The 25819-nt window shown below is 31.3% G+C and carries 28 protein-coding genes and 1 tRNA gene; 22 read left to right on the plus strand and 7 right to left on the minus strand.

Features of this window, described 5'->3' with window-relative positions:
• The first annotated feature begins 9 nt into the window (after positions 1-9).
• From RSA29_RS11355 to RSA29_RS11385, 7 genes are all read left to right on the plus strand, one after another.
• Complete coding sequence (locus RSA29_RS11355; RefSeq protein ID WP_346934539.1) at positions 10-402, plus strand: hypothetical protein; 393 nt, start codon at positions 10-12, stop codon at positions 400-402.
• Between the two features lie 55 nt (positions 403-457).
• A complete protein-coding gene (locus RSA29_RS11360; protein WP_346942998.1) occupies positions 458-955 on the plus strand; it encodes a GNAT family N-acetyltransferase in 498 nt (165 codons plus the stop codon).
• Positions 956-989: 34 nt separating this feature from the next.
• Positions 990-1511, plus strand: coding sequence for a DUF6886 family protein (locus RSA29_RS11365; protein ID WP_346942869.1), 522 nt, complete (start codon positions 990-992; stop codon positions 1509-1511).
• Positions 1492-1647, plus strand: a complete 156-nt coding sequence (locus RSA29_RS11370; protein WP_346944430.1) for a hypothetical protein — start codon at positions 1492-1494, stop codon at positions 1645-1647. The genes RSA29_RS11365 and RSA29_RS11370 overlap by 20 nt, the downstream gene beginning before the upstream one ends.
• Before the next feature lies 1 nt (position 1648).
• Positions 1649-2314: a Type 1 glutamine amidotransferase-like domain-containing protein gene (locus RSA29_RS11375; protein ID WP_346942868.1), complete on the plus strand. Its 666-nt coding sequence runs from the start codon at positions 1649-1651 to the stop codon at positions 2312-2314.
• Between the two features lie 22 nt (positions 2315-2336).
• Positions 2337-2759 (plus strand): hypothetical protein, encoded by a 423-nt coding sequence (locus tag RSA29_RS11380; RefSeq protein WP_346942867.1) that lies wholly within the window; start codon positions 2337-2339, stop codon positions 2757-2759.
• Positions 2760-3022: 263 nt separating this feature from the next.
• Positions 3023-3427, plus strand: a complete 405-nt coding sequence (locus tag RSA29_RS11385; protein WP_346942866.1) for a hypothetical protein — start codon at positions 3023-3025, stop codon at positions 3425-3427.
• Positions 3428-3639: 212 nt separating this feature from the next.
• On the opposite strand, the gene RSA29_RS11390 is transcribed toward RSA29_RS11385, so the two are convergent.
• Positions 3640-4296, minus strand: coding sequence for a TetR/AcrR family transcriptional regulator (locus RSA29_RS11390; protein ID WP_346942865.1), 657 nt, complete (start codon positions 4294-4296; stop codon positions 3640-3642).
• Between the two features lie 480 nt (positions 4297-4776).
• On the opposite strand from RSA29_RS11390, the gene RSA29_RS11395 reads away from it, so the two are divergent.
• The 9 genes from RSA29_RS11395 to RSA29_RS11435 all read left to right on the plus strand — a co-directional run bounded on the left by RSA29_RS11395 (position 4777) and on the right by RSA29_RS11435 (position 14903).
• Positions 4777-6102: a glycine/sarcosine/betaine reductase component B subunit gene (locus RSA29_RS11395; RefSeq protein ID WP_346942864.1), complete on the plus strand. Its 1326-nt coding sequence runs from the start codon at positions 4777-4779 to the stop codon at positions 6100-6102.
• A gap of 12 nt (positions 6103-6114) precedes the next feature.
• Entirely contained in the window at positions 6115-7425 is a 1311-nt protein-coding gene (gene grdH, locus RSA29_RS11400) for a betaine reductase selenoprotein B (protein ID WP_346942863.1), read from the plus strand.
• A gap of 65 nt (positions 7426-7490) precedes the next feature.
• Positions 7491-8636 carry an amidohydrolase gene (locus RSA29_RS11405; protein ID WP_346942862.1) on the plus strand — a complete coding sequence of 382 codons (1146 nt, stop codon included), beginning with the start codon at positions 7491-7493 and terminating at the stop codon, positions 8634-8636.
• 47 nt (positions 8637-8683) lie between these two features.
• Positions 8684-10102: a Na+/H+ antiporter NhaC family protein gene (locus tag RSA29_RS11410; protein WP_346942861.1), complete on the plus strand. Its 1419-nt coding sequence runs from the start codon at positions 8684-8686 to the stop codon at positions 10100-10102.
• Positions 10103-10124: 22 nt separating this feature from the next.
• Positions 10125-11333, plus strand: coding sequence for a M20 family metallopeptidase (locus tag RSA29_RS11415; protein WP_346942860.1), 1209 nt, complete (start codon positions 10125-10127; stop codon positions 11331-11333).
• 247 nt (positions 11334-11580) lie between these two features.
• A complete protein-coding gene (locus RSA29_RS11420; RefSeq protein WP_346942859.1) occupies positions 11581-12129 on the plus strand; it encodes a GNAT family N-acetyltransferase in 549 nt (182 codons plus the stop codon).
• Positions 12130-12273: 144 nt separating this feature from the next.
• A complete protein-coding gene (locus RSA29_RS11425) occupies positions 12274-12756 on the plus strand; it encodes an NUDIX domain-containing protein (protein WP_346942858.1) in 483 nt (160 codons plus the stop codon).
• 57 nt (positions 12757-12813) lie between these two features.
• On the plus strand, positions 12814-14430 hold the full coding sequence (locus RSA29_RS11430) for a GNAT family N-acetyltransferase (protein WP_346942857.1): 1617 nt from the start codon (positions 12814-12816) through the stop codon (positions 14428-14430).
• Positions 14431-14513: 83 nt separating this feature from the next.
• Positions 14514-14903, plus strand: coding sequence for a hypothetical protein (locus tag RSA29_RS11435; RefSeq protein ID WP_346942856.1), 390 nt, complete (start codon positions 14514-14516; stop codon positions 14901-14903).
• Between the two features lie 115 nt (positions 14904-15018).
• Here RSA29_RS11435 and RSA29_RS11440 read toward each other — a convergent pair whose 3' ends face one another.
• Positions 15019-15471 (minus strand): hypothetical protein, encoded by a 453-nt coding sequence (locus RSA29_RS11440; protein ID WP_346933953.1) that lies wholly within the window; start codon positions 15469-15471, stop codon positions 15019-15021.
• 109 nt (positions 15472-15580) lie between these two features.
• On the opposite strand from RSA29_RS11440, the gene ybaK reads away from it, so the two are divergent.
• A complete protein-coding gene (ybaK, locus tag RSA29_RS11445; protein WP_346942855.1) occupies positions 15581-16057 on the plus strand; it encodes a Cys-tRNA(Pro) deacylase in 477 nt (158 codons plus the stop codon).
• Between the two features lie 124 nt (positions 16058-16181).
• On the opposite strand, the gene RSA29_RS11450 is transcribed toward ybaK, so the two are convergent.
• Positions 16182-16835, minus strand: coding sequence for an HAD family phosphatase (locus tag RSA29_RS11450; protein ID WP_346942854.1), 654 nt, complete (start codon positions 16833-16835; stop codon positions 16182-16184).
• 122 nt (positions 16836-16957) lie between these two features.
• On the opposite strand from RSA29_RS11450, the gene RSA29_RS11455 reads away from it, so the two are divergent.
• Positions 16958-17371, plus strand: coding sequence for a hypothetical protein (locus RSA29_RS11455; RefSeq protein WP_346942853.1), 414 nt, complete (start codon positions 16958-16960; stop codon positions 17369-17371).
• Positions 17372-17565: 194 nt separating this feature from the next.
• Here the strand turns inward: RSA29_RS11455 and RSA29_RS11460 are convergent.
• Positions 17566-17641: transfer RNA gene (locus tag RSA29_RS11460), tRNA-Pro, on the minus strand.
• 389 nt (positions 17642-18030) lie between these two features.
• Between RSA29_RS11460 and RSA29_RS11465 the strand changes: the two genes are divergently transcribed.
• Positions 18031-19401, plus strand: a complete 1371-nt coding sequence (locus RSA29_RS11465; RefSeq protein ID WP_346942852.1) for an aldehyde dehydrogenase — start codon at positions 18031-18033, stop codon at positions 19399-19401.
• Positions 19402-19576: 175 nt separating this feature from the next.
• Complete coding sequence (locus RSA29_RS11470; protein ID WP_346942851.1) at positions 19577-20821, plus strand: family 10 glycosylhydrolase; 1245 nt, start codon at positions 19577-19579, stop codon at positions 20819-20821.
• 253 nt (positions 20822-21074) lie between these two features.
• Here the strand turns inward: RSA29_RS11470 and RSA29_RS11475 are convergent, their stop codons facing one another.
• The gene (locus RSA29_RS11475; RefSeq protein WP_346942850.1) at positions 21075-21992 is read right to left on the minus strand and encodes a PhzF family phenazine biosynthesis protein; all 918 of its coding nucleotides are present in this window, start codon (positions 21990-21992) and stop codon (positions 21075-21077) included.
• A 169-nt stretch (positions 21993-22161) separates the two neighbouring features.
• A complete protein-coding gene (gene murC, locus RSA29_RS11480; protein WP_346942849.1) occupies positions 22162-23538 on the minus strand; it encodes a UDP-N-acetylmuramate--L-alanine ligase in 1377 nt (458 codons plus the stop codon).
• A 516-nt stretch (positions 23539-24054) separates the two neighbouring features.
• Here murC and RSA29_RS11485 point away from each other — a divergent pair.
• Positions 24055-24195, plus strand: a complete 141-nt coding sequence (locus RSA29_RS11485) for a hypothetical protein (RefSeq protein ID WP_346933961.1) — start codon at positions 24055-24057, stop codon at positions 24193-24195.
• 80 nt (positions 24196-24275) lie between these two features.
• Here the strand turns inward: RSA29_RS11485 and hutG are convergent, their stop codons facing one another.
• Positions 24276-25298: a formimidoylglutamase gene (hutG, locus tag RSA29_RS11490; protein ID WP_346933962.1), complete on the minus strand. Its 1023-nt coding sequence runs from the start codon at positions 25296-25298 to the stop codon at positions 24276-24278.
• A gap of 178 nt (positions 25299-25476) precedes the next feature.
• Here hutG and RSA29_RS11495 point away from each other — a divergent pair, with 178 nt between their 5' ends.
• Positions 25477-25707 carry a hypothetical protein gene (locus RSA29_RS11495; RefSeq protein ID WP_346942848.1) on the plus strand — a complete coding sequence of 77 codons (231 nt, stop codon included), beginning with the start codon at positions 25477-25479 and terminating at the stop codon, positions 25705-25707.
• Positions 25708-25819: the final 112 nt, after the last annotated feature.

Consider the following 25819-nt stretch of genomic DNA (forward strand, 5'->3'; position numbering starts at 1 on the left):
AGGAATGTTGTGATGAAAAAGGAAGAGATAGTTAAAATGCTTAAAGATATGGATTTACCTTTAGATGAGTACTGGATAACCGCTGGTGCAGGATTAGTAATTCATGGGGTAAAAGAAACTACTAATGACATTGACTTAGGATGTACAACAAAGTTAATAGAACATTTTTTGGAAGAGGGATGTGAGTATACAGTAGAGGAAGATAATTCAAGAATTGTGCAGATAAGTGATACCATAGAAATATTAGAAAATTGGTTTGTAGATGAAATCGTATTTATTGATGGGTTACCAGTAGGGAGTTTAGGGAGCATTAGAAAACAAAAAGTGGAATTAGGCAGAGAAAAGGACATTAGGGATGTTATATGTATAGATAAATATAATGGTGGGGTTACTGAGGAATAATTATAAAACATTTTATTTGGAGGATAAAGCTATGATTAGTATTTAAGGTAAAAATATTTATTTAAGAACCTTCAGCAGAGCTGAATATCATAAACATTGGAGAGCCTATGTAGCAGATCCAGTTATGGATCCAAGTACTTATGTTTATAATAAGGAAAGTGTAGATAAAAAATATGATGATATTACTGAGAAGGAATCCTGGTACCCAAGATTAGGAGTTTTTTTAGAGGATGGTACCCCAATTGGTGAAATATCTATTAAAAGGATTGATTATGAAAAAAGCAGATGCGAGTTTGGTATTGCTATTGTTAATGATAACTATAAAGGGTTAGGATATGGCACAGAAGCTATTGAACTAATAATTGAGTATATATTTAACACCTTAAAAATTAGGAACATATATGCTGATACAATGGGATCTAATTTAAGAATGCAAAGAATATTTAATAAACTGGGGTTTGGGTTTATTAACAAAGAAGAGCAGTTCTATGATATGCGTGATAGATGGGAAGATAAATTGAACTATTTACTGAGGAATCCAAAGGAAAAATAGTAGTGAGGTAATATGTGATTTAAGGGGGTAAAATATGAGATTATTTCATGTTAGTGAAGAAAATGATATTTCTATATTCAATCCAAGGATACCTGAAAGGGAGGATTTGAATAAATCTATTGGTTTAGTGTGGGCTATTAACGAAGCGTGTTTACCTAATTTCTTAACTCCAAGAAATTGTCCAAGAGTTACATATCATCTTGGAAGTAATACAACGAAAGAAGATAGGGTGAAGTATTTTTCATCTTCTTCAATATCACATGTTGTTATTATTGAAAATAAGTGGTTTGAAATAATTAGAAACACTAGCTTGTATTTATACGAATTTAATAGCGATGATTTTGAATTACAGGATGAAGTTGCAGGTTATTATGTTGCGAAAACGCCTCAAATACCAAAATCAAAATATGTACTAAAGGATTTGTTTTCAGAATTATTTTCTAGAAATATTGAAGTAAGGATAGTAGATAATCTATGGGATATAGGCGAGGAGATAAAGAAGACCTCCTTAAATTGGTCTATATGCAGAATGAGATATGCAAAGCCTAGGCAATGAACATAATATTTTACTGAAGAAGAATCTAACTCTTCAGTTGAAGCATATGTATAAGACTATTGAAAGAGATAGTTTTAATGAAGATAGAGGCGTTACAGCAGCTAGCTTCACATTAAAATTAATTAGGGGGGATTAGTTTGAATATTTTATTGGATAAACTAGATTTCAATGAGCCATGGGCATTTGAAACATTAAAAAACATAATTAAATCTGAGCATAAAATTTGTGTCATTCCTTTTGCTTTTCATGAAGAGTGGATAAAAAATGAAGAGGAATGGGAGAAAGTTTATAATAAATTAGATGGACAATATTATAAATCTACGGTAGCTGCTTTTTATACTTATGGAATAAATGATAACAACATTACATTGATTAATTATTTTACAGATAGTACTGAGACTGCTAAAACAAAAATCAATGGGAGTGATATTATCTTCCTGACGGGTGGATTTCCAGATAAAATAATGGACAGGCTATCAGAGTTTGATTTAATTAATACCGTGGAACAGCATCATGGCATAATAATGGGATGGAGCGCTGGGGCGATGATGCAATGCCACCATTACTATATCTCACCAGATAAAGACTATCCAGAGTTTGTGTATAAAAATGGATTGAAGGGCATAGAAGATTTTGCGGTAGAGGTTCATTATAAGAATACAGAGTCACAAAACCAAGGCATTAGAAAATATATGAAAGAAAAGGGGAAAGTAGTTTATACCACAGAACATCAAAGTGCAATCATTGTTAATGGTAGGGACATTACACTATTAGGGAATGCAAAAGCTTATCATATTAAGTAATAAATAAGGAGTATCTATGAATATGAAAAAGATTTTAATTATATTGTTAACTGGATTTATGTTATTTGCATTTGTGGGATGTGATAATAAAGAGGTAACATATGCGCCTAGTGAACCTGAAATTATACAACTAGTGGATTATGATAAATCAAATTTTACTATATACGTGGATTATTCAGAGCATGAAGAAGAGAATAATATAAAAGTCTTTGTTGATGGCAAGTTATGTGAGAATGAAAAAGTTTTAGGTGACTTTGGGCATAAATATATTTCCTATCATTTAAATCTAGATGAAAATTCTCATAATGTTACCGTTGCGGTAGATAACATTATGCACTCCTCAGTAAACTTTAAAATTTCAAATGAGTGCCAATGGTTGTGGATTCTTCATCCGTCATCCCAGGTATCATTTAATCTTGGTAAAGGCTTGATTCCAATTGAATAAATAATATTTATAGTATGATTTATTCTAAGAAAATTGTAACAAAAAACCCCAGGTTATCTTGATAATTTCATAGATATTTGTTTAAATATAGAGTATAATTACAATATTAACCATAATTGTAAGCAATGCAATTGGAGGAGTATATATGTTCGGTGGTCGGTTATTTGTATTTTGTCATTATCGTAAATCTACTTGATAGGATTGTTTTTCTGGGGTAATAAACATCTAATTTGGATATTAAGTAATTTAAGGGGTGTTAATAAATGAAATCAAATACGAGAGATAGAGTAAAATTATTTTTGATTTTCTGTGTTTTGGCTGTAGGAGTGTTATTCATATTTAATATAACAACAAATAAAACAGCACGTGGGGTAACTACGGAATTTACATTTGTTGAAGCTTCAAATACAGAACGAATTGAAAGACTTGAAATTAATAAAAACAATTATGGATATAAAGTTGAAGACAATGACAATATATATTTAAAGGGTTTTTTTTATGATAATGGAGAAAATAAATATATTGAATCAAATGTAAAATGCACAAAAGAACAAATGGACAACATACCTGAAAGTTCTAAGCATTGGCTTAAAATTAAATATATTAAAGGGGATTCATCTAATCAAGTCTTAGAACAGATATATAAAGAAAATCCAAATAGAAGATAAATTTGACTTGTTTGAATTATAAGGTGAATTATTATTATAAGACATGAGGTATACTGTTATAGCAGTACTTGCCGGACTTGATGAAATTAAAACTTTGTCAAAAAAGAAAAACTTAAAGTACCTAACTCATAAAGCTATGGGTTAGGTACTTTAAGTTTTTTGAGACTGTTAACATACACATCCTTTATAAATTCATTAAAAGCTTTGAAGGCCTATGAATTTTTTAATGTTATAAACTTAATATAAGATACTAATGATTCAATGTAACTTTGGATATCATCTTTATCAACAAGGTGGTTTAACACATTATTCAGCATTCCTTGATATGTAAATATAGCTATTTCATTAATTACATCAATGTGATCATTAGGGATAGATCCCTCATTAACACATTCTTGTAGGAGTAATGAATTACGTTTATAAATAGAATTCTCAAGTAGCATATGCTTAACATCAAGTGATGAATCATTTAATAATTCATCGGGAAAAATTTCGTAGTATTCTTCAACTAGGTTATCTAAGGTACTGCGAAAGGTTGAGAAGAATATTAAATTATATATATGAGGTCTATTAAAAGAACATGTGCAAAAACATTCCCAAATAGAAAAATATTTTTCCAGTGAAGTTGAGGCATTACAAATATATTTAGGTAATAGGTCTGTGTATTCTTTAAGGTATTTCATGGAGGCAAATAAAATTAGGTGATCTAGGTTTTGAAAATAGTTATATAAGGTGGCACTATTATATCCTGCTATGGTAGCAGCCTTCCTTATGGTTATGGCTTCAATGCCTTCTTCCTCTATAATTTTATTAGCTGCATCTATAAAATAGGTCATAATTCTTTGTTTTTGTAGCGTTTTTTTATCCATATAAACCTCTCTATTTTTAATTTCTTTTATAGTAAAAAATACTTAATATGCATTAATTATCCACAATATATAAACTGATTAAAATACCATTATTTTATATTATAACACGAATTACAGTGCAAAAGTTACATATTATAACATAAAATACCTATAAAAGTTACTATGGTGATTTTATAAATTTTAGTATTAACCTTCATATTATGTTGAATTGGTGTCGAAGATGCTTTGTGAACATACTTTTAACTTTATAATAAAGCTCTACTAAAGCCTAAAAATGGCTTGTAGACTAGGTTGTTCAAGGGAATAATAGATTCTATATAAAAAATAAATAACTAAATTTACTAAATAGTCTTAATATTTAATCATGATTATGATATAATCATGATTAGGAAAGCGAGTTAATTATATTATAACATTTTATACGAATGGATTCTATAATACTAATTTAACAATTATATAAAATGTGAGGGAGGGTTCAAGATGAAATTGGATATAGGAAATTTCTATATCAAAGATATTGTATTTGGAGACAAATTATCATTTGAAAATGGAATTTTAACAATTAATAAAGAGGAAGCAATAAATTTTGTAAAACAAGATGAGAGAATAACTGAGGCGGAAATTTATATAGCGAGGCCTGGGGATAAGATAAGAATGGTACCAGTAAAAGAGGCTATTGAGCCAAGGGTCAAGTTAAATGGTAATTCAATATTTCCGGGATATATCGGAGAATTATCACAAGCTGGAGATGGAACTACTCATGCACTAAAAAACTCAGCAGTAATTGTAGTTGGTAAGCATTGGGGGGGCTTTCAAGATGGTGTAATAGATATGAGTGGCGAGGGTTCAAAATATACATATTTCTCAAAGTTAAATAATATAGTGCTGGTTGCAGACACTAATGAAGATTTTGAGAAAAGAGAGCAACAGAAGAAAAACAAGGCCTTAAGAGAAGCGGGACATAAGCTTGCAGAATTTATTGCTAGTTGTGTAAAGGATTTAATACCAGAAGAAACTGAAGTTTATGAATTAGAACCTTTAAGCAAACGATCTCTTGAACTACAAAACTTACCATCGGTGGTTTATGTAATGCAAGGACAATCTCAGATGGAGGAAGATGGATACAATGATTTAGTATATGGATGGGACCTAAATCATATGTTACCGACATTAATGAATCCTAATGAAATATTAGATGGAGCAGTAGTGTCTGGAAGTTTTATGCCATGTTCATCAAAATGGTCAACATATGACTTCCAAAACAGTCCGTCCATTAAGAGATTATATAAAGAACATGGTAAAACAATTAATTTTCTTGGTGTAATAATGTCAAACTTAAACGTTGCGTTAGAACAAAAGGAAAGATCGGCACAAGTCGTTGCTCAAATTGCTAAAAATATAGGGGCTGATGGAGCAATAGTTGCTGAGGAAGGTTATGGTAATCCGGATGCAGACTTTATTGCAACGGTGGTCGCACTAGAGGATGCAGGAGTAAAAACAGTTGGTGTAACAAATGAGTGTACAGGAAGAGATGGGAATTCTCAACCACTAGTAACATTAGATATTAAGGCAGATGCAATTGTATCTTGTGGAAATGTTTCAGAGCTTATAGTGCTACCAGCCATGGAAACAGTACTAGGTGAACTTGAATCCTTAGCAAGAGATGGTTTATCTGGAGGATGGGCTGGAGATGAGGTTTTGGGATCTTCAGTAAGAGAAGATGGTTCGATAATACTAGAAAATAACGCTATGTTCTGTGGAGACCAAGTTTCAGGTTGGTCAACAAAGACTATGAGGGAATTTTAGGAGGGTAATAAATTGAAGAAAGCAGTAATGTATATAAACCAGTTCTTTGGACAGATTGGTGGAGAAGAAAAAGCTGATTTTGAGCCTGTTGTAAAAGCGGGATTAGTAGGGCCAGCACTTCAATTGGACAAGGTGTTAGATGGAACAGTGACTCACACTATTATATGTGGAGATAACTTTATTGGAACAAATCAAGAAGTTGCTGTAGAGCGAATTATAAAGGAATTAGAAAATATAGAGTTTGATATATTCTTTGCAGGGCCAGCTTTTCAAGCGGGAAGATATGGAGTTGCATGTGGACATATATGTAAGGCTGTTAAGGAAAGGTTTAATGTACCAGTTATAACATCAATGCATATTGAAAATCCTGGAGTGGAAATGTTTAAAAAGGATATGTATGTATTTAAGGGTGGACATAGTGCAGCTAAAATGAGAAGTGATATTAATGTTATGGCTACATTTGGAAATAAGATTCTACAGGGTGAAGAAGTTTTAGGGGCAGAAAAAGAAGGATATTATGAAAGAGGAATAAGACATCAGGTTTGGCGTGAAGATGAATTACCAGCTTATGAGAGAGCTGTTGATATGATTATTAAAAAGCTGAATGGAGAAGGCTTTATAACAGAACTTCCTATACCAAAACTAGATAGAGTAGCTATTGCGACACCAATAAAAGATTTATCTAAAGCCAAAATAGCATTGATAAATACTGGAGGCATTGTACCAATAGATAATCCGGATAGAATTCAATCAGCATCTGCAACAAGATGGGGAAGATACAATATAGTTGGAATAGATGATCTTAAAGGTGGAGTTTATAAGACTATACATGCAGGATTTGATCCAGCCGCAGCAGATGAAGATCCGGATGTAATAATGCCCGTTGATGCATTGAGAGCCTATGAAAAAGAAGGCAAAATTGGGAGCATCCATGATTATTTTTATTCAACAGTAGGAACTGGAACTACCCAGGCGGAAGCCACTAGGATGGCTATAGAAATAATAGAGTATCTTAAATCAGATAATGTAGATGGAGTTATAATGGTTTCTACATGAGGAACTTGTACACGTTGCGGTGCAACAATGGTTAAAGAAATTGAAAGAGCAGGGTTTGCAATAGTTCAAATGGCAAACTTAATACCAGTAGCTAAAACTGTAGGAAGTAATAGAATGGTTCCAACGATATCTATACCATATCCTCTTGGGAATCCGGCTACAACCAAGGAAGAACAGTGGAAGTTACGCTATCACAGAGTAGGAGTTGCATTAGATTCACTTACAGAAGATATCGAAAATCAGAAGGTGTTTAAAGTAGGTATTTAAAAATTTAAACTAATTTATAATGGTCCTAAGTACTATTATAAATTAGCTTGTATAGGGGTGAGAATATGTTAATTAAAAATGGTTTAATTTTTTTAGTTGAAGAAAAAGGCTTTGTAAAAAGAGATATTTGGGTGGAACATGGAAAGATAAAAAAGATAAGTGGATCTATAGATGGAACCTGTGATTATGATTGTGAAGGTAAATACATAATGCCAGGACTTATTGAAGCGCACTCACATATTGGAATCTGGGAGGAAGGTATTGGTTGGGAAGGTGATGATGGATGTGAAAGTGATAGTCCAACAACACCAGCAATAAGGGCAATAGATGCAATAAATCCTATGGATATAGCATTTAAAGAAGCCTTAAGTGGTGGGGTTACTGTTGCATGTACAGGTCCAGGTAGTGCAAATGTAATTGCTGGTCAATTTGCTATTATTAAGTTAGCCGGAGATGTTATAGATGACATGATTATAAAAGAGTATGCAGCAATGAAATGTGCATTTGGTGAGAATCCTAAAGCGTGCTTTGGTAAATCAGGTAAAACACCTATGACGAGAATGGGAATAGCTTACCTATTAAGAAAGAGCTTAGTTCAAGCAAAAAACTATAAGCTAAAAAAAGAAAAAGCTATGAATGACGGAGATAAATACTTTCAAGTTGATTTTGATATGGAAGCATTACTACCAGTTATTAATGGAGAAGTGCCATTAAAGTGTCATGTACATAGGGCAGATGATATATGTACTGCAATAAGAATCGCTAAGGAATTTGATTTGAAGATGACATTAGATCACTGTACAGAAGGCCATTTATTATTAGATCATTTAAGTAAACATAATTATCCGGCTATTGTAGGACCTTCCTTTGGATCTAAATCTAAAGTTGAAATAAATAAGAAGTCCTTTAAAACGGCTAAACTTTTAAATGAAGCAGGAATAAAAATATCAATTACAACAGATCACAATGTGTTACCTCAAGAATCTTTAATTATGTGCGCTGCGATGAGTGTAAAAGCCGGATTAGATGAATTTGAAGCATTAAAGGCAGTTACTATTAATCCAGCTGAGATACTTGGTATTGAAGATTTCAAGGGGAGATTAAGTGAAAAAATGGATGCAGACTTATCTATTTGGAGTGGACATCCATTGAATTTACAATCCAGTGTAGAGAGGGTAATTATAGAAGGAAAAGAGGTGTTTGTGAAGTAAGGGTTTTAATTTAAGCATAAATTCAATAAATTGGGGGGAATTAAATTATGACTAAAGAAATTAAAGGAAGCAAAAAGAAATCTAAGTTCGAGTTTAAAATGCCACATACCTATGTGCTATTATCTTGTATATTAATTGTAGTGGCAGTATTGGCTAATATTATTCCAGCAGGAGAATTTGATAGAGTAAAAGATGTAGTATCTGGTAAAATGGTAGTTATACCGGGTACATTTAAATATATTCAAGGACAATCATTTGGAATATTTGATTTGTTTATGGCGGTACAAAATGGTTTTGTAGATGCGGCCGACATAATATTTTTCATAATATTTGCATATGCATTTGTATATACCCTAATAAAAAATGGAACTTTTGATGCTGTTCTAGGAACAATGATTAGAAAATTAGGGAACAGAATTCAGTTAATGATACCTGTATGTATGCTTACTTTTGGTGTATTAGGTGCTACTATGGGGTTATATGAGGAAGCCTACGGTCTATTACCAGTATTTATAGGTATGGCAGTGGCGCTTGGTTATGATGCAGTACTAGGGGGAGCAATAGTTTTCATAGGTGTATCAACAGGTTTCTCAGCTGCAATTATAAATCCTTTTACAGTAGGAGTTGCGCAACAAATTGCAGGTGTACCAATGCTTTCAGGTATTGGATTTAGAGTAGTATGCTTTGTAGTATTTATGACAGCGTCTATACTTTACACTTGGAGATATGCAATAAAGATAAAAGCTGATCCAACGAAATCTGTATTATATGGCGTAGAAATGGAATCACGTCCAAGTTCAAATAAAGAAGAATTGATTGAAAAAAGATTAACAGTAAGACATAAACTTTGTGGTGTTGCATTTATTATAACTATAATAGCATTGCTATATGGAACAACAAAGTTAGGTTGGTACATAAGTGAACTTGCAGCATTATTCTTAATGATGATGATTGTGGTAGGTAAAATAGGTGGTTTCACATTCACAGAGATTGCGAATACCCTTGTAGAATCAACTAAAACTATGGTTTTTGGAATATTAGTATGTGGATTTAGTAGAGCTGTTATAATGATAATGAAAGATGCACAAATTACTGATACTATAGTAAATTTCTTTGCAAGTTTATTACAAGGAACAAGTACATACACATCGGCATTGGGAATGCTCGCAATTCAGAATGTAATTAATTTCTTTATAACGGGTTCAACTAGCCAAGCTAGTATTACAATGCCTATAATGGCTCCAGTAGCTGAACTTATAGGGCTAAATAAACAAATAGCAGTACTTGCATTTCAATTTGGGGATGGATTCTCAAATATGTTTTGGCCTACGGTTGTAGCCTTTGAGTGTGGGCTTATGGGTATACCAATAAATAAATGGTATAAATTTATTGCACCATTATTTGGAATAATGTTTGTGCTCCAAACAATAATGATGGTAATTGCAGTAGCGATAGGATTTTCTTAAAATTAACCTGTAGGAGGACATAATGGTAAAGGATATAAAAAACATAAAAGATTTTGCATTTACACAAGTTGATAATCTTAAAAAAGAATTCGAAGAAATAAGTGATTTCATATTTAAAAATCCAGAACTAGGGAATGAAGAGTTTATATCGTCTAGATTTATAGTAGATAAAATGGAGGGATATGGATTTAAATTACAATATCCTTATTGTGGATTGGAAACTGCATTTAGAGCTGAATTTGGTGATGATGAAGGTCCAGTAATAGCCTTCCTTGCAGAATATGATGCTTTACCTGGGTATGGTGATAATGGAGAATTAGGTCATGCATGTGGGCATAACTGGATTTCAGCCACTACGGTAGGCGCAGCTATGGTACTTCTACAGGTAAAAGAGGAACTAAATTTTAAAGGTAAAATAGTATTAATTGGAACACCAGCCGAAGAAACTACAGGAGGCAAATGTAATTTAGTAGAATCTGGTGCATTTAAGGATATAGACGTAGCTTTCCAATTACACTTAGAGGCGTTTAACAATCTAAATTGTAAAGCGCTAGCTATGGATTCTATTGAGTTTAACTTTAAGGGAAAAGCAGCACATGCAGCATCACATCCTCATTTGGGGGTAAATGCATTAGATTCAGTGCAGCTTATGTTTGCAGGGGTAAATGCTTTAAGACAACATGTAAAATCCGATGTTAGAATACATGGCATAGTTACTCAAGGAGGTGTGGCACCAAATATAGTTCCTGATTTATGCCAGTGTAAATTCTATATTCGTGCGAATGAAAGAAAATATCTAATAGAGGTTACTGAGAAGGTTATAAACTGTGCTAGAGGTGCTGCAATTATGACAGGTTCCCAACTAGATTATCGAAACTTTGAAAATCCATATGATAATATAATTAATATTACAAAGCTCCAAAGCATTATGATGGAAAATATGAATAGTTTAGGTATTAATGATTTTGTAGTTTCATCAGAAGGGCCAACTGGATCTACAGACATTGGCAATGTAAGTCAAGTGTGTCCCACTATGTATGGAGAAATGTCATTGGATATAAGTCCAATGGTATATGTACATGAGAAAGAATTCTTAGATCATGCTAATTCAGAAGAAGCCTATGAAAAGATGCAGATAGCTATAAAATCCATGGTAGGGTCTGCATTAGATATTTATTTTAATACTGAGTTGCTAAAGGTTATCAAAGAAGAATTTAATAATAAAATTTAAATAAAAGATACTTCAAAAATTAAGCTTATGTGTAATAGCTACTTAATTTTTGGAGTTTTTTTATTGCTAATTCATGGTATATAGAAAATATAAACTATATTAAATTCAAATTCTAACTTATTTGTATATTTAATTAAAATTAGTTTCAATTAAATAGCTTAAATTAAATATCATATATGTAACAATATTACATATATGATACAATGTACTATAATGAGAGTAGTATGGTGAGAAGATAGGGGGTATTATGAACATTATTAATACGGATAAACTCATATTAAGGGGATGGAATGAAAATGACTATACAGATTTTTATGAGTTTATGTCTGATGAAAGAGTTGGAAGGTGTGCTGGAACAAAGGTTATTGAAGACATTGAAGAAAGTAAAGAGTGTCTAAGAAACTTTATTAAGTACAATCAATCCTATGCAATAGTTTTAAAAGGAATAAATAAAGTTATCGGTTCTATAGGAATGGATGATGTAGCACCAGATAAAGATAGACTTAACTTAAAGCAACGATATATAGGATACACAATACATCCAGATTATTGGGGGAATGGTTATGCCACAGAAGCAGCACGATTCCTCATAAAATATTTATTTGAAAGTATTGATCTAGATTTAATATGGTCTAGTCATTATGATTTTAATGTTAAGTCTAAAAGTGTAATTAATAAATGTGGGTTTAAATATGAATTTAGTCGCTACAAGAGTCTTAATGCATTAGGTGGTAAAAGTGTAGAAGAACTATTTTATAGTTTAACAAAAATAGAATTTGGGGAGGTGAAAAAATGATTGAATTAGTTGAGGTAAATATAGATGATGCAAATACAGTGATTGATATTCAAAAGCAATGTTGAAAAATATTTAAAAATTCAACGCTGCTCAAATATTTTATTGCATATTTAAAATAATTATTTAGGACGAGGAGGATTTAATGTGGGACAAGCAAAATTCTTTTATAAAAACAGTAATGCACCAAAGCCTAATAAACCAAATTCTATAGGAATTTGTGCAGTAATTGAACATGATGGAAGAGTGTTACTAGAAAGAAGAGCAGACAGTGATAGATGGGCTTTAATTGGTGGGGAATTAAATGTTGATGAAAGTTTAGAGCAAGGACTAATTAGGGAGATAAATGAGGAAACAGGACTTGTTGTTGATGAAATGGATTTAGTGTTTTGGAAAATTTATTCGGATCCATCACGGATAGTTGAATTCCCTGATGGAAATGTATTAAGAATAATAACTGCTGTGTACTTATTGAAAGTGAACAGTATATCTGAATTAATATGTAGCGAAGAATCATTAGAACTATGTTGTTTTAGCTATGATGAGCTAAGGGAAGTAAATATAGCTGAAACACATAAACATATAGTTGATGAATATTTAATGATTAAAGGAAAAGAAGAGAGAATATAGCTTAAATTTAGCTAGTTTACTTTAGAATGAATTTGATTACCGATGGAGGATAAATGGATGAATGCAGTAGTTAAAAAAGTTATGGTAGATAAAAATAAGAGGATAATTGCTATAAGTGATATACACGGCAATCTAAATCTTTTTAAAAAATTATTATTGAAAGTTTCTTATAGTGCAGATGATATCTTGTTTTTGGTTGGAGATTTAATTGAAAAAGGAGATCAAAGTTTAAATACGTTAAGATATATCATGGAGTTGTCAAAGGAGAGAGAAGTTTACATAGTCACTGGAAATTGCGATACCTTGTGGGAGGATGTAAAGAATGAAATAGATGATGAAAATCTTTTAAGGTATATGTTATTTAGAAAAAAGAGTATATTAAATGAAATGTGTGAAAGTCTTTCAATTGAGGTTAATGAAGAATCAGATATTAAATATATTAAGGAGCAATTGAACTTAAATTTTAGCGTAGAGTTAAATTGGCTCATGGAGCTGCCACATATTATAGAAACCCAGAATTTTATATTTGCTCATGCAGGTATTACTTCAGAGGATTTACAAATAAATAAAGCGGATGAAGTAATAAAAAGAGATGCATTTATGGATGAAGGTTTAGTTTTTTCAAAATATGTTATAGTAGGGCATTGGCCTACTGCGAATTATGGGAAAGAAAAGGGCTGTTGTAATCCAATTATAAATAAGAAGCAAAGAATTATCAGTATAGATGGTGGAAATTCTATAAAGTCAGAAGGTCAGCTTAATGCATTAATAATAAATGGCGAGAATATTACTTTTGATGCACTGGATGATTTACCACAAGGCGAGATAATAAAAGACCAAGAAGCAAATTTAAATACTATTCAGATCTCATGGATGGATAATGCTATAGAAGTATTAGAAGAGGGAAATGAATTTAGTCTTTGTACACATATATCTTCAAATCATCAGCTATGGATTAGGAATGATAGAATTTTTAAATCTAAAGATGGTATGAGATGCTATGATTGCACGGACTATTTTGTACGAGCTAGAAAAGGTGATGTAGTGTCTATAATAGAAAGAACCAAGGAAAGAACCTTGGTAAAAAGTCGTGGAGTTATTGGTTGGGTATTAAATGATTATTATATTAGGGAGAGTGTTCCTATGACATTAAAGCTTGAAGAATTTACTTGTGAAGAAATACCTGAGTTAGTATCATGGATTCCGGATAAAGAGTTCTTACTTCAATGGGCAGGGCCATCATATACTTTAGAATTATTGGAAAAGCAACTAGAAAAAGATATAGAAATGACATTAGAAGAAGAACCTAAAAGTATGATGTTTAGTGCTAAAGATGATGTTAATAAGGAAACTTTAGGACATATTCAATTATTGGGAATAGACAAAGTAAATATGTCTGCTAGGATAGGTAGAGTGCTTGTATCGAATAAAAGTAGAAATAAAGGTATAGGACTTTTAATGATTAATTCTATTTTGGACATTGCTTTTAATGATTTAAATCTACATAGAGTTGATTTAGGAGTGTTTGATTTCAATAAATCAGCAATTGCTTGTTATAAAAAAGCAGGATTTATTCTTGAAGGGACTTTTAGAGATTGTAGGAAAATGGACGGTAAGTACTGGTCATTGATGAATATGAGTATCCTTGAAGAGGAATATAGAAATTTAAAATAACGTACTGTAATTTGATGATTATTACAGGAACACACACAACAAGTTGGTGAGTAATTAATTTTAATCCTACAAGAGGTGATATATTGAAGAATAAAGCATTAATTTTTACAAAGATTCTTTTTATACTATTTGCAATTGGGACTATAGTTGTACTTTGGATAGTGTATAAAGATATAGACAGTAGATTTGCTTTCAAATTGGTGAGTGGATATGTATTTTTGACTTTCTTTATGCTTTTGTATATTCCTATTATTACTCTTTTAAATTTAAGAAGATTAAAATGGACTGATATAAGGAAAAGGTTGTTTAAGTTTATTACTTTGTTTATTTTATTCAGTGCTTTACACTATATTTATGATTGGATTTTTAGACGTTCAAACATTGATTTATTTAGAGTGTTTTCTAGTGCAGTAGGGATTGCTTTTGGTATCTCTTTTATAGAGGTTACTTTGTTAAAAAAGAAAGAGAATTAGACCATATAAAAGCCACAAGATATTTAAAATGTATCTTGTGGCTATACTTATTTAACACAAAAATGTGGACTTTTATATTTTTATAGACTAATTTTAATGAATAATAGAGTGGTAATTAGCGACGATAATTGCTGAGTACAGTTGTTTGAACTACTTGTAGTTCTTTTACAAGCTCTTGTCTTATAAATCCTTTGATGTTTACATCTTCAGACATTATCACTTTTACTTCATACCAGGATAGTTCAAAGGCTTCTACTAAATCTAAGATTTCCACTCTAGTACTACTTGGTATGGACCTAAGAATAGGACTGTTACTTAGTGGGGATATATATAGGGAGCATCGATTTAAGGTTTGTCCGGTGCTAAATGGTACAGGTTTTGAGTATATCTTTAAATTATCTGTTGGTTTATTTATAGAATTTAATTGGGCAGTTATATTATGGTTTTGCTTTGTAAGTATTCTTAATTGAAGATTTTGTTTGTTACATTTATCGATTAGAAGATAATATAACACACCAACCCCAGCAGCAGCAAAAGATAGAACATAGATAAAAAAAGTTTTTAACACAAATGTACCTCCATAAAAAGAGCTTTATAGTATAAGTGTATTCATGGCATTTATGTATTATACTTAAATAATGGTTAATGAATATCAAAGATAAGGGAGTAAATAGAAGATGGCTAATATTAAAACTAATGCAATGAGAACTTTAGATAGAGGAAAAATAGAATATAAGGTGCATAGCTATGATACTAAGGGTGAAGCTTTAGATGGAGTTACTGTGGCATCAAAAATAGGAGAGCCTGTGGAAAAGGTATTTAAAACCCTTGTGACTAAAGGTAATAGTAACAATTTTTATGTTTTTGTAATCCCAGCAAATAAGGGGCTGAATTTAAAAGCGGCGGCAAGAAGTGTGGGAGAGAAGTCAGTGGAGATGATAAAGGTGGAAGAAATAAATAAGGTAACTGGATATATAAGGGGTGGATGTTCTCCTATTGGAATGAAGAAGCAGTATAAAACCGTTCTTGATAAATCAAGTGAAAATTTTGATTCCATAATTGTAAGTGCGGGTAAGATTGGATTTCAAGTTGAGGTTTCACCACAGGATTTAATAAAGGTTGTGAGCATTCAAGTAGAGAGTGTTGCAGAATGAAATTAATTAGAAAGCTGAATTAAGATAGAAGTGAGATTCTAATTAAGGCATCTTAAAAAATAAATAAGTCAGTATCTTTGACTTGTTATTTATTTTAAGATGCCTTAATTTAGCTTTTAAATCCCTATATAGCAGAAGAAAGATCTACATAATCTAGTATAAATTCATCTGCTAAGGCTTTCATATCTGTATGGTGTTTTTTAGAGTGCTCATCATACACACCCACAACTTTCATGCCGGCTTTTTTAGCTCCTTGTATAGCAGCAAGCAAGTCCTCAAATACTACACAATTAGATGGGTTAACGCCTAATTTATCTGCACATAACAGATATACATCTGGGAAATCTTTACCTCTTGAAACTTCACTAGTTAGAGTTACTGAGTCAAAGTAGTCATAAATTCCATTTGCTTTTAAACAAGCTTCTAATAATAAAGCGTTATTACTAGTTGCAAGAGCTATCTTTATATCATTATCTTTAAGTGTTTTGAAAAATTCTATAACACCTGGTTTTAGTTTAACTTTGTTGCTATAAGCTTCAAGTGCCATATCATTCCAATGAGTTTTAATTTCATCTACGGTATAGGAAAGATTGAATTTATCCTTGAAGTAATTTGCAACTTCATCAAAACTAAGATGCGCAATTTCTTGAGTTAAACATGATGGCACATCAAATCCATGTTTTGCTAAATATTCTTTGTCAATTTCATTCCATAACCACATGGAATCAACTATAGTTCCATCCATATCAAAAATTGCAGCTTTTATATCTTTAAACATTACAATATCACCTCTGCATATTAACATAGCAAATAAGTTTTATAATGTAAAGGGTAATACATGGAATAGAAAGTGACAACATATAAATACATTGTATGATAAATATTGTGGGGGTATAGAATATGAAGTTTTTGGGGAATTTTTGGGCTTTTATTTCTATTATACTTATGGTGGCGGCGGCTCTAAGAATAGTGGCTACAGGATTTTATAATAAATTCATTAGAGGGTTATCTAAAAAGCAGTATAGAGGGTTAATTAATACTACAATGGATGTTAATAATATCTTGCAGGATAATCACGTGGTGTTTGGAGTTGGTGCTTTTATTTCAGCCATAATTCATATTATGATAATGGAAGGTAGTTTCACATTCTCATTTCTAGGGCTATTAACTATGATGACATTACTGTTTATAGTTGCAACTGGAGTGATAAATAAATTTATATATAGGGATAAAAATGGGGAACTCAAGAAAATTCATATTGTTATGGTTCTGATACTTATATTTTTTTTGATTCTTCATATGAGTTTTGGCTAAAATGAGATCTGAATAGTATTTAAGTAAACTTTGTTATTTTTCAAGGCTTCATTGAAGAAGGTTGGTAGGTTACGGACGTTGTATATCAGATAAACTTTATTAGAACATATATAGTGAGTTGCGAAATAATTTGTACCAATAACTTTGGACATAAAAATAAACATGAAAAAAGGAACATTATTAAATGTTCCTTTTGGTCGGGGTGACAGGGATTGAACCTGCGACCTCATGGTCCCAAACCACGCGCGCTCCCATCTGCGCTACACCCCGCTGACAAAACTTATTATATGATATTATGGAGAGGTTGTCAACAATTTTGGTGCAAAAAGTTTTGCAAAATAAAAAACATCTAAGTTGTATAGCTAGAATGCTAGTTATATAGCCATTTATAGAATGTGTAAAAAATAAAAAAAGCATAGTTATTTAAAGTAGTTATATAAAAATGTCACTAAAAAACATATAAATATAATAAAAAATATTTATATTTAAGTATAATTTGAAATACGTCTAATAAAAAATATATAAAAATTGTAAAATTTATCATTGAACTAATGAAAAAGAAAAAAATACTGATATAATTAGAAGTAATATAAGGGTGTGTAAAAAGATTCCAAGTGTAATGTAAATTATTATATAAAATTAATAGGAGGATAAGAAAGATGGAAAACATAAAAGATATAATCGAAAATCAAAGGAAATATTTCCATGAAGGTCATACACTTCAGGTTAATGATAGAATAGAAAATTTGATGAAATTAAGAAAAGTAATTCAAGAAAATGAGGCAGCAATATTAGAAGCTCTTAATAAAGATTTAGGTAAGAGTAACTTTGAAGGGTATTTAACTGAGGTAGGTATTGTTTTAGAGGAGATAGGATTTATAATTAAAAATCTTCGTAAGTGGAACAAACCTAAAAGGGTTAAAACATCAATAGGTAATATACCATCTAAAAATTATCTATACAGGGAACCATATGGAGTTACACTTATAATCAGTCCTTGGAATTATCCATTCCAACTTACAATAGCACCACTTATTGGAGCTATTGCAGGTGGAAATACAGCGGTAATTAAGCCTTCAAGGAAGAGTGCTAACACTTCTAGAGTTATTGCGGAAATCATGGATAAAAACTTTGATGGAAGACTTGTAAAAGTTGTTAATGGAGTTGAATACGGAAATAGGGAGATTTTAAAAGAAAAATACGACTATATCTTTTTCACAGGGAGTGTAGGCGTTGGTAAGGTTATTATGGAAACAGCATCAAAACATCTTACAGAGGTTACTTTAGAGTTAGGTGGTAAAAGTCCTTGTATAATAGATAAGGATACTAATATAGATCTTACTTGTAAGCGTGTTATTTGGGGTAAATTCTTAAATGTTGGTCAAACTTGCGTATGTCCTGATTATGTTTTAGTTCATGAAGATGTTAAAGATAAGGTTATAGAAGGATTTAAAAAGTATATTAAGGAGTTCTATGGAGACGATATTAAAAACTGTAGCTACTATGGAAGAATAATAGATGAAGATGCTTTTGATAGGCTTGTTAGCTATATTGATGAGGAACATTTAGTTGTTGGTGGGGACCACAGTAGAGAAAACAGATATATAGCTCCAACAATAATGGATAATATTGATTTTAACCATAGGGTTATGCAGGAAGAAATATTTGGACCTATACTTCCAATGATAACTTATAAGAGCTTAGATGAAATTATAAATATTATAAATGCTAGACCAAAGCCACTGGCACTTTATTATTTCTCGAAGGATAAAGAAAATATTGATAAGGTAATTTCGAAAACATCCTCAGGAGGCCTTTGTATTAATGATACTATAATGCATGTTGCATCAAGTCATTTATCTTTTGGTGGTGTAGGCGAGAGTGGTATGGGAAAATATCATGGTAGATCAAGTTTTGATACCTTTACTCATGAAAAGTCTATAGTTAGAAAAGGATTTGCAATAGATATTCCTGTGAGATATGCACCGTATAAGGAGAGTTTAAGTTTAATTAAGAAGATATTAAAGTAAAAATCATTTAACTTTAGTTATTAAAATTGAGGGGTAGAGTCTAAGTAAATAGACATTACCTCTCATTTTTATCTTAGGATATAGGAAAGGTAGAGTTTAAATTAAGAAATGTTTTCTTCTATGAAATGGAGTTTGTGCATATTTATATATTATCTGTAGATGAGGGGTGTAGTTGATGAATAAGATGAATATTGCAACTGTAGGCATAGCTATATTAATTGTTATGGGAATCATTTGGATTATATTTTTTGATGATGTGAAAATCAAAAATGAGAGTAATATACCTGAAGATTCAAAGGTCCTTCAGTATGATGAGATTAAAGCTGTATGGATATCCTATTTGGATTTGTCGCCTATGCTAAAAGGGAAAACAGAAAAAGAATTTAAATCTAATATTTCAAAAGCCTTAGATAATGTAGAAGCATTGGGATTAAATACTGTGATTGTACAGGTAAGACCTTTTTCTGATGCAATTTATAAATCTAAATATTTCCCGTGGTCTTCATATTGCACTGGGACTGAAGGTGGGAATCCAGGATATGACCCATTAAAGATTATGATAGAAGAGGCTCATAGTAGAAAAATTAGGTTAGAAGCATGGATTAATCCATATAGAGTAAGGAATGATAGCACGAAGACTGCTATAGATTCAAGTAATCCAGCTAGTGAGTGGATAAATAGTGGTAGTGATTCTATTATAAATATCAATGGAGGAATATACTATAATCCAGGAAGTGAGTCAGTTAGAGAACTTGTAGTAAATGGTGTTAAGGAGATAGTTGAAAATTATAGGGTTGATGGAATACATTTTGATGATTATTTCTATCCCAGTAGTGATATTAATATAGATAAAAAAGTCTTTGATGAGTATGTAGCATCTGGGGGAAACTTAGATTTAGCTAATTGGAGACGGGAGAATGTTAATATTGTTGTGAAACAGGTGTATAAAGCTATTAAAGAAATAAATTCTGAGGTTGTATTTGGAATTAGTCCTCAAGGATCTATGAAGAATAACTTTGAGAATCAGTATATTGATGTGAAAAAAATGGTTCAGAATCCTGGATATATAGATTATATTTGCCCGCAGGTTTATTATGGATTTGAAAATCAAGGAAATGATTTTACTAAGGCTATTAATGAGTTTAATGATATGGTAACAGAACCTAGTGTTAAGCTTTATTTAGGATTATCACCTTATAAGCTTGGGAGTGAGGATACCTGGGCGGGAAATGGAAAAGATGAGTGGAAAAATACTACAGATATTTTGAAAAGGCAGGTAGCGGCTAGTGAAAAGCTCAAAAATTATGATGGTGTATTTTTCTTTAGATATGATTCTTTATTTAATCCAGGAGCTGAGGTTAAAAATCAAGTGGAGCAGGAAGTAAATAATCTAAAGGAAGTATTCAAACATACGCCTTAAGTTGTCTGAGGATATAATAAGTGAAAGTATATATACCATAATTAAATCTAAGGGGTTTTAAAGAGGATATAGAAATTAGTAATAGCACAAAGTATATGCCGTAATTTAATGTATATGTTTTATGATTTAAAATATTGAAGGAGCTTATGTTTAGTTTTAAATGCTAGAATGTACATTCTAGCATTTAAATGCATATTAATGTGAAAAGCCAGCAATTCCAAAGGTAGAATTGCTGGCTTTTTATATTTTCATATTAAATTTCAATTATAGTTTCAATACTACCAATGCCACCAACTTTTATTATAAAGTCATTTGAGGTTATTTCACCTTTACAAATGATTTCACTTGGGTTGTCCATGTAATAACCTTGTTCGCACCAAAGATTAAGATTATCTTCAAAGGCTATGATGTTATGTTTCATTAAATATGCGCAAAGAGCACCGTTAGAGGTGCCGGTAGCACTTTCTTCATCGATACCTACGCTAGGACCAAAATTTCTTGTGGAAACAGAGCTAGTTGGGTTTTCAGTCTCTAGAGTGAAAGCGTGAAGTCCAACTAAGTTTAGATTATCCGTATACTCTTTTAGTTTTTCAAAGTTAGGAGAAATCTTCTTTAATGTATCTAAGGATTTAACTGGGAACATTATATCCTTAAGTCCAGTAGATATTATCATTGGTTTTGATGGATGGCCTTCAATACCAGCTTCAATTTCACTTATCCCTAGAATGTTACAAAGTGGGTTTATATCTTCAATATAAGAGTAAAACTCAGGGCTAGATTGAGTCATAAGAATAGACGAAACTTGATTTTTATCATAGTAAATTTCTATATCTAGAATCCCAGCTAAAGTTTTCTGCTTTAGTTTAATTGGATTTGAATTAGGTTTTATATGTCCTAGATGTGCTAGTGTGTAAAAGGTAGCTATAGTAGCATGTCCACATAAATCAACTTCAGTGGATGGGGTAAAGAACTTAAGCTCATAGTCATATTCATTACTATTGCTCTTTGACACAAAGGCAGTTTCTGAAAGGTTCATATCTTTGGCTATATTAGCCATATCTTGAGAAGATAAATCTTCACAATCAATAACAACTCCGGCTTTGTTTCCGCCTAATTCATTATGAGTGAAGGCGTTAACTATGTAAGCTTTTTTATTGAATTTTCTATTCATTTTTTCACCTCATTAAAATTTGTCTGATATCTAGCCATTATAAGGCCAACATTTTTTGTGTGTTAATAGTTTAATATTTAGGCTATGTCTTAGTAGGATATTGAAGTTATTTCAACACCAATTATGAACATAGCCTATAATTAATAATGGTTAAAAATTTAGGAATAAATTATTCGGATAGGTACATCTCACCGATTAAATATACATCTCCAGCGCCTACAGTTAGGATGAGATCTCCTTCTTTAGTGTGAGATTTTAAATGACTCACGATAGAATCAAAATCATTATAGTTTATTGCATTTACACCACGTGCCCTTATGGCATCACCAAGCTTAGTAGAACTAACAATGCCTGTATCGGCTTCACGAGCTGCATAGATATCGGCTAAGATTAAATGATTTACTCCATCGAAGGCTTTTGAAAATTCTTCAAATAAAGTTATAGTTCTAGTGTAAGTATGTGGCTGGAATACTACATATAAATCCTTGTGAGGATAGTTTTTGCAAGCATTAAGATGGGCAAGGATTTCAGTAGGATGATGAGCGTAATCATCTATTACAGTAACGTTGTTTTTAGAACCCTTAAGCTCAAATCTTCTGTGGGTTCCTCTGAAGTTTAGTAGCCCATTCACAATAGAATCTTTAGATATATTAAGAGCTAAGGCAGTACATGCGGCAGATAGGGAGTTAAGAATGTTATGCTCGCCAGGTACGCTAAGTTCTATAGAGAATAGCATTTCATCGTTTCTGTATAAATCATAAACCCCACATCCAAGAGGGGTGTAACTTATATTTCGTGCTGTAAATTCACCGTTTTGTATACCGTAGGTCATAATATTACATTTATGGTCAGCTAATATATCTTTAACATTGTTATCATCAAGGTTACATACTAGGAAGCCTTCTTGTGGAATTATATCTATAAATTCATTGAAGGTATCTTTTATATGATTTATATCTCTATAATAATCAAGATGATCTGCATCTATATTTAAAATTATTCCTACGTATGGGTGAAACTTTAAAAATGATGCTTTGTATTCACAGGCTTCAGTAATAAAATAATCACTGTTTCCAGCAAGAACATTACCGTTTATAACATCTAAATCACCGCCAACTAAAATAGTTGGATCTACATTCTCTTCAATGACGATATGAGCCATCATTGAAGTGGTAGTTGTTTTACCATGAGTTCCGGATACAGCTACATTATATTTATGTCCAAGCATTATATTGCCAAGGAATTCGGCTCTATCCATCATAGGCAAATTAAGATCTAAAGCTCTTTTAAGCTCGGGATTATCTTGACTAATAGCTGCTGTATAAACTACTAAATCAACATCAACTATATTATCAGCGCTGTGGCCTATATAAATCTTTGCACCTTTTTCTTTTAGTTTTTCAACCATTTTAGAATTTTGCCTATCAGAACCAGATACCATGTACCCATTTTTAAGTAATATTTCAGCAAGTCCACTCATGCTAACTCCGCCAATACCTATAAAGTGAACTTTTTTATTTTTGTCTTGTAAAAAATCAAAACTCATCTATAACAACTCCTTATAAAAAATAATAATAAATTTTGTAACTATTAAACATGTAAATAATATACTATTAATAATAGTAGTGAATAGTGCTAGTAAAAAAATATATATATTATAATTAAATTTACATCTTAAAATTAATTATAGATTAAATATTTAATCTATAATTATAAATTTATAATTATAACCTATATATCTATTATAAATTATATACAAAAAGTTATATAAAAAATACATATATTTAAGAAAAACCTTGAGATTTGAGCCTATATAAGAAAGCAGGAACTCTAATTTTAAAATTATCAGAAAATTTTAAAAAAGGCTTTTAAAAGTGAAGAATATGTGTTAAAATTAATACAAAGTAAGAAGTTGATATTTATAAATTTAAAAGTAATAACTAAAGAAAAATGTGTTTGTTGCAAACGTAAATGGGGAAAGATATGTTTAAAAGTTAATGTAGGTAATATTTGAACCGCTAAACAGATTGTTAGCGGAAATTTTCTGGAGGAGAGTGTTAAAATGTTAACAAGAAATCTTGGGGAATACTTTACTTGGCAATTTAATATTAGCAATGAAGATGAGATAGCAATTAAGTTTTATGAAATGGATGATATTATGGGTATGGATTCAGAATATCTAATATGGCAATTTAATCAATAATTTAAGTTATTGTGAGTTAAGGTAATTAGAAAAGAAAGAATCATCAGGTTTAAAATCTGATGATTCTTTCTTTTCTGAGATTATGTATTTGAATTGTATTCAAGACTTTGAAGTTTACACATGGTTGTTATTAAAGAAAATATAATCACTGCGGCTAGATTTGAGGTTATATTATCCTTATCAAATCTAGGGGCAACCTCGCAGATATCAAAGGTTATAACACGGTTAGATTTTAGTATATGTTTTAGTAGTGTTATAACAATTTCAGGATTTAGCCCTAAGGTTTGAGTTGCACTTACACCAGGGGCGAAGGCAGCTGAAAAAACATCAGAGCAGATTGTGACATGTATATAATCTTTGTTTTTCATAAAATTATTTAAATCTCTTAACAGTTGCCATCCATCGCTAGAAACTATATCTTTAGCCAAAGTATATTTTACACCAAGATTATCTGCAGTTTTGAAAAGGTCAACAGTATTGCTATGTTTCTGAATGCCGATACAGTAATAAGAAAAATCAATATCCTTAACATTACATATATCTGAAATTTGTCTAAACATAGTTCCGGAAGTACCTTCATTTGTATATGGCCTAAGGTCAAAGTGAGCATCAAAATTTATTATTCCTATTTTGGGAATGTTTGATATACTCTCCAAATGAGAAAGTGCACCATTGTAATTACCGAGTGCAGTTTCGTGACCGCCGCCAAGGACTATTGGGAAAATGTTCAAAGATAAAAGTTTATTAATACCGTGGCTTAATAAATTTTGACCTTCAGTAAGTGAAATAGTGTCTACAATAATATCTCCGGCATCAAAAAGTTGCACAGTCTTATTAAAAACGCAAGGCATGTTAGAAAGCTCATGTCTGATGCTGATAGGACCATTCATAGCTCCGGTACGACCATTATTTTTTCTCACACCTTCATCACAACAAAAACCTATAAAAGCAAAAGAGAGGCTATCAGATGGAATTAAATCATTACGTCTTAAGTCAAGAGGTTTGACCCATTGATGCCACCTAAAAGTATCATAATTATCATAGCTGTCTATCCTTCCTTGCCATAGATTTTTATTCATAGGTTCATAGTTTTGAGTAAACATAAAATACCCCCATAAGTAATAGATTATTTAGAATTTACACGCATTTCAAGTATAAAACAATAATTAGAGTATATCAATATAATAAGGTAAAGCTGTAAATAAAATAAATATTGCATTGACAAGTGAACAAACGTTCGGTATTATATAAATATAAGCTATAAGCTATGGGGGTAATAAAATGAGAAGCAATGATTTATTAATTGAATTAAAATATAAGGCCAATGGGGAAGGATTAGAGGGTATAAATTTTATTGAAGATAATACAGTTAAAGCAGGAAAATATATGCTCTGTGGTGGAGTTTTAAATAAAGATGGTGGAAGGCTATTCTTTAAAGCGAGAAATATTGAAGAGGCTAATGAATTTACAAAAAGGAATCCACTGACTTCTAAAATTATAATGTGTAGTTAGTTAAATAAATAAATAAATAAATAAATAAATAGGCCAATTGCTATAAGCAATTGGTTTTTGTTTGTGAGTTTTTTTATAAGGAATATTTGGGTATAATTTTCATATAAGTAGT

The sequence above is a fragment of the Clostridium sp. genome (assembly GCF_036660475.1).
Classification (GTDB): Bacteria; Bacillota; Clostridia; order Clostridiales; family Clostridiaceae; genus Clostridium_J.

What these genes read in the sequence shown, in the direction of transcription:
- RSA29_RS11365 (WP_346942869.1), top strand. Translation starts at nt 990, where the DNA reads ATGAGATTATTTCATGTTAGTGAAGAAAATGATATTTCTATATTCAAT.
- RSA29_RS11370 (WP_346944430.1), top strand. Translation starts at nt 1,492, where the DNA reads ATGCAAAGCCTAGGCAATGAACATAATATTTTACTGAAGAAGAATCTA.
- RSA29_RS11380 (WP_346942867.1), top strand. Translation starts at nt 2,337, where the DNA reads ATGAAAAAGATTTTAATTATATTGTTAACTGGATTTATGTTATTTGCA.
- RSA29_RS11385 (WP_346942866.1), top strand. Translation starts at nt 3,023, where the DNA reads ATGAAATCAAATACGAGAGATAGAGTAAAATTATTTTTGATTTTCTGT.
- RSA29_RS11390 (WP_346942865.1), bottom strand. Translation starts at nt 4,296, where the DNA reads ATGGATAAAAAAACGCTACAAAAACAAAGAATTATGACCTATTTTATA.
- RSA29_RS11395 (WP_346942864.1), top strand. Translation starts at nt 4,777, where the DNA reads ATGAAATTGGATATAGGAAATTTCTATATCAAAGATATTGTATTTGGA.
- RSA29_RS11405 (WP_346942862.1), top strand. Translation starts at nt 7,491, where the DNA reads ATGTTAATTAAAAATGGTTTAATTTTTTTAGTTGAAGAAAAAGGCTTT.
- RSA29_RS11410 (WP_346942861.1), top strand. Translation starts at nt 8,684, where the DNA reads ATGACTAAAGAAATTAAAGGAAGCAAAAAGAAATCTAAGTTCGAGTTT.
- RSA29_RS11415 (WP_346942860.1), top strand. Translation starts at nt 10,125, where the DNA reads ATGGTAAAGGATATAAAAAACATAAAAGATTTTGCATTTACACAAGTT.
- RSA29_RS11420 (WP_346942859.1), top strand. Translation starts at nt 11,581, where the DNA reads ATGAACATTATTAATACGGATAAACTCATATTAAGGGGATGGAATGAA.
- RSA29_RS11430 (WP_346942857.1), top strand. Translation starts at nt 12,814, where the DNA reads ATGAATGCAGTAGTTAAAAAAGTTATGGTAGATAAAAATAAGAGGATA.
- ybaK (WP_346942855.1), top strand. Translation starts at nt 15,581, where the DNA reads ATGGCTAATATTAAAACTAATGCAATGAGAACTTTAGATAGAGGAAAA.
- RSA29_RS11450 (WP_346942854.1), bottom strand. Translation starts at nt 16,835, where the DNA reads ATGTTTAAAGATATAAAAGCTGCAATTTTTGATATGGATGGAACTATA.
- RSA29_RS11455 (WP_346942853.1), top strand. Translation starts at nt 16,958, where the DNA reads ATGAAGTTTTTGGGGAATTTTTGGGCTTTTATTTCTATTATACTTATG.
- RSA29_RS11465 (WP_346942852.1), top strand. Translation starts at nt 18,031, where the DNA reads ATGGAAAACATAAAAGATATAATCGAAAATCAAAGGAAATATTTCCAT.
- RSA29_RS11470 (WP_346942851.1), top strand. Translation starts at nt 19,577, where the DNA reads ATGAATAAGATGAATATTGCAACTGTAGGCATAGCTATATTAATTGTT.
- RSA29_RS11475 (WP_346942850.1), bottom strand. Translation starts at nt 21,992, where the DNA reads ATGAATAGAAAATTCAATAAAAAAGCTTACATAGTTAACGCCTTCACT.
- murC (WP_346942849.1), bottom strand. Translation starts at nt 23,538, where the DNA reads ATGAGTTTTGATTTTTTACAAGACAAAAATAAAAAAGTTCACTTTATA.
- RSA29_RS11485 (WP_346933961.1), top strand. Translation starts at nt 24,055, where the DNA reads ATGTTAACAAGAAATCTTGGGGAATACTTTACTTGGCAATTTAATATT.
- hutG (WP_346933962.1), bottom strand. Translation starts at nt 25,298, where the DNA reads ATGTTTACTCAAAACTATGAACCTATGAATAAAAATCTATGGCAAGGA.
- RSA29_RS11495 (WP_346942848.1), top strand. Translation starts at nt 25,477, where the DNA reads ATGAGAAGCAATGATTTATTAATTGAATTAAAATATAAGGCCAATGGG.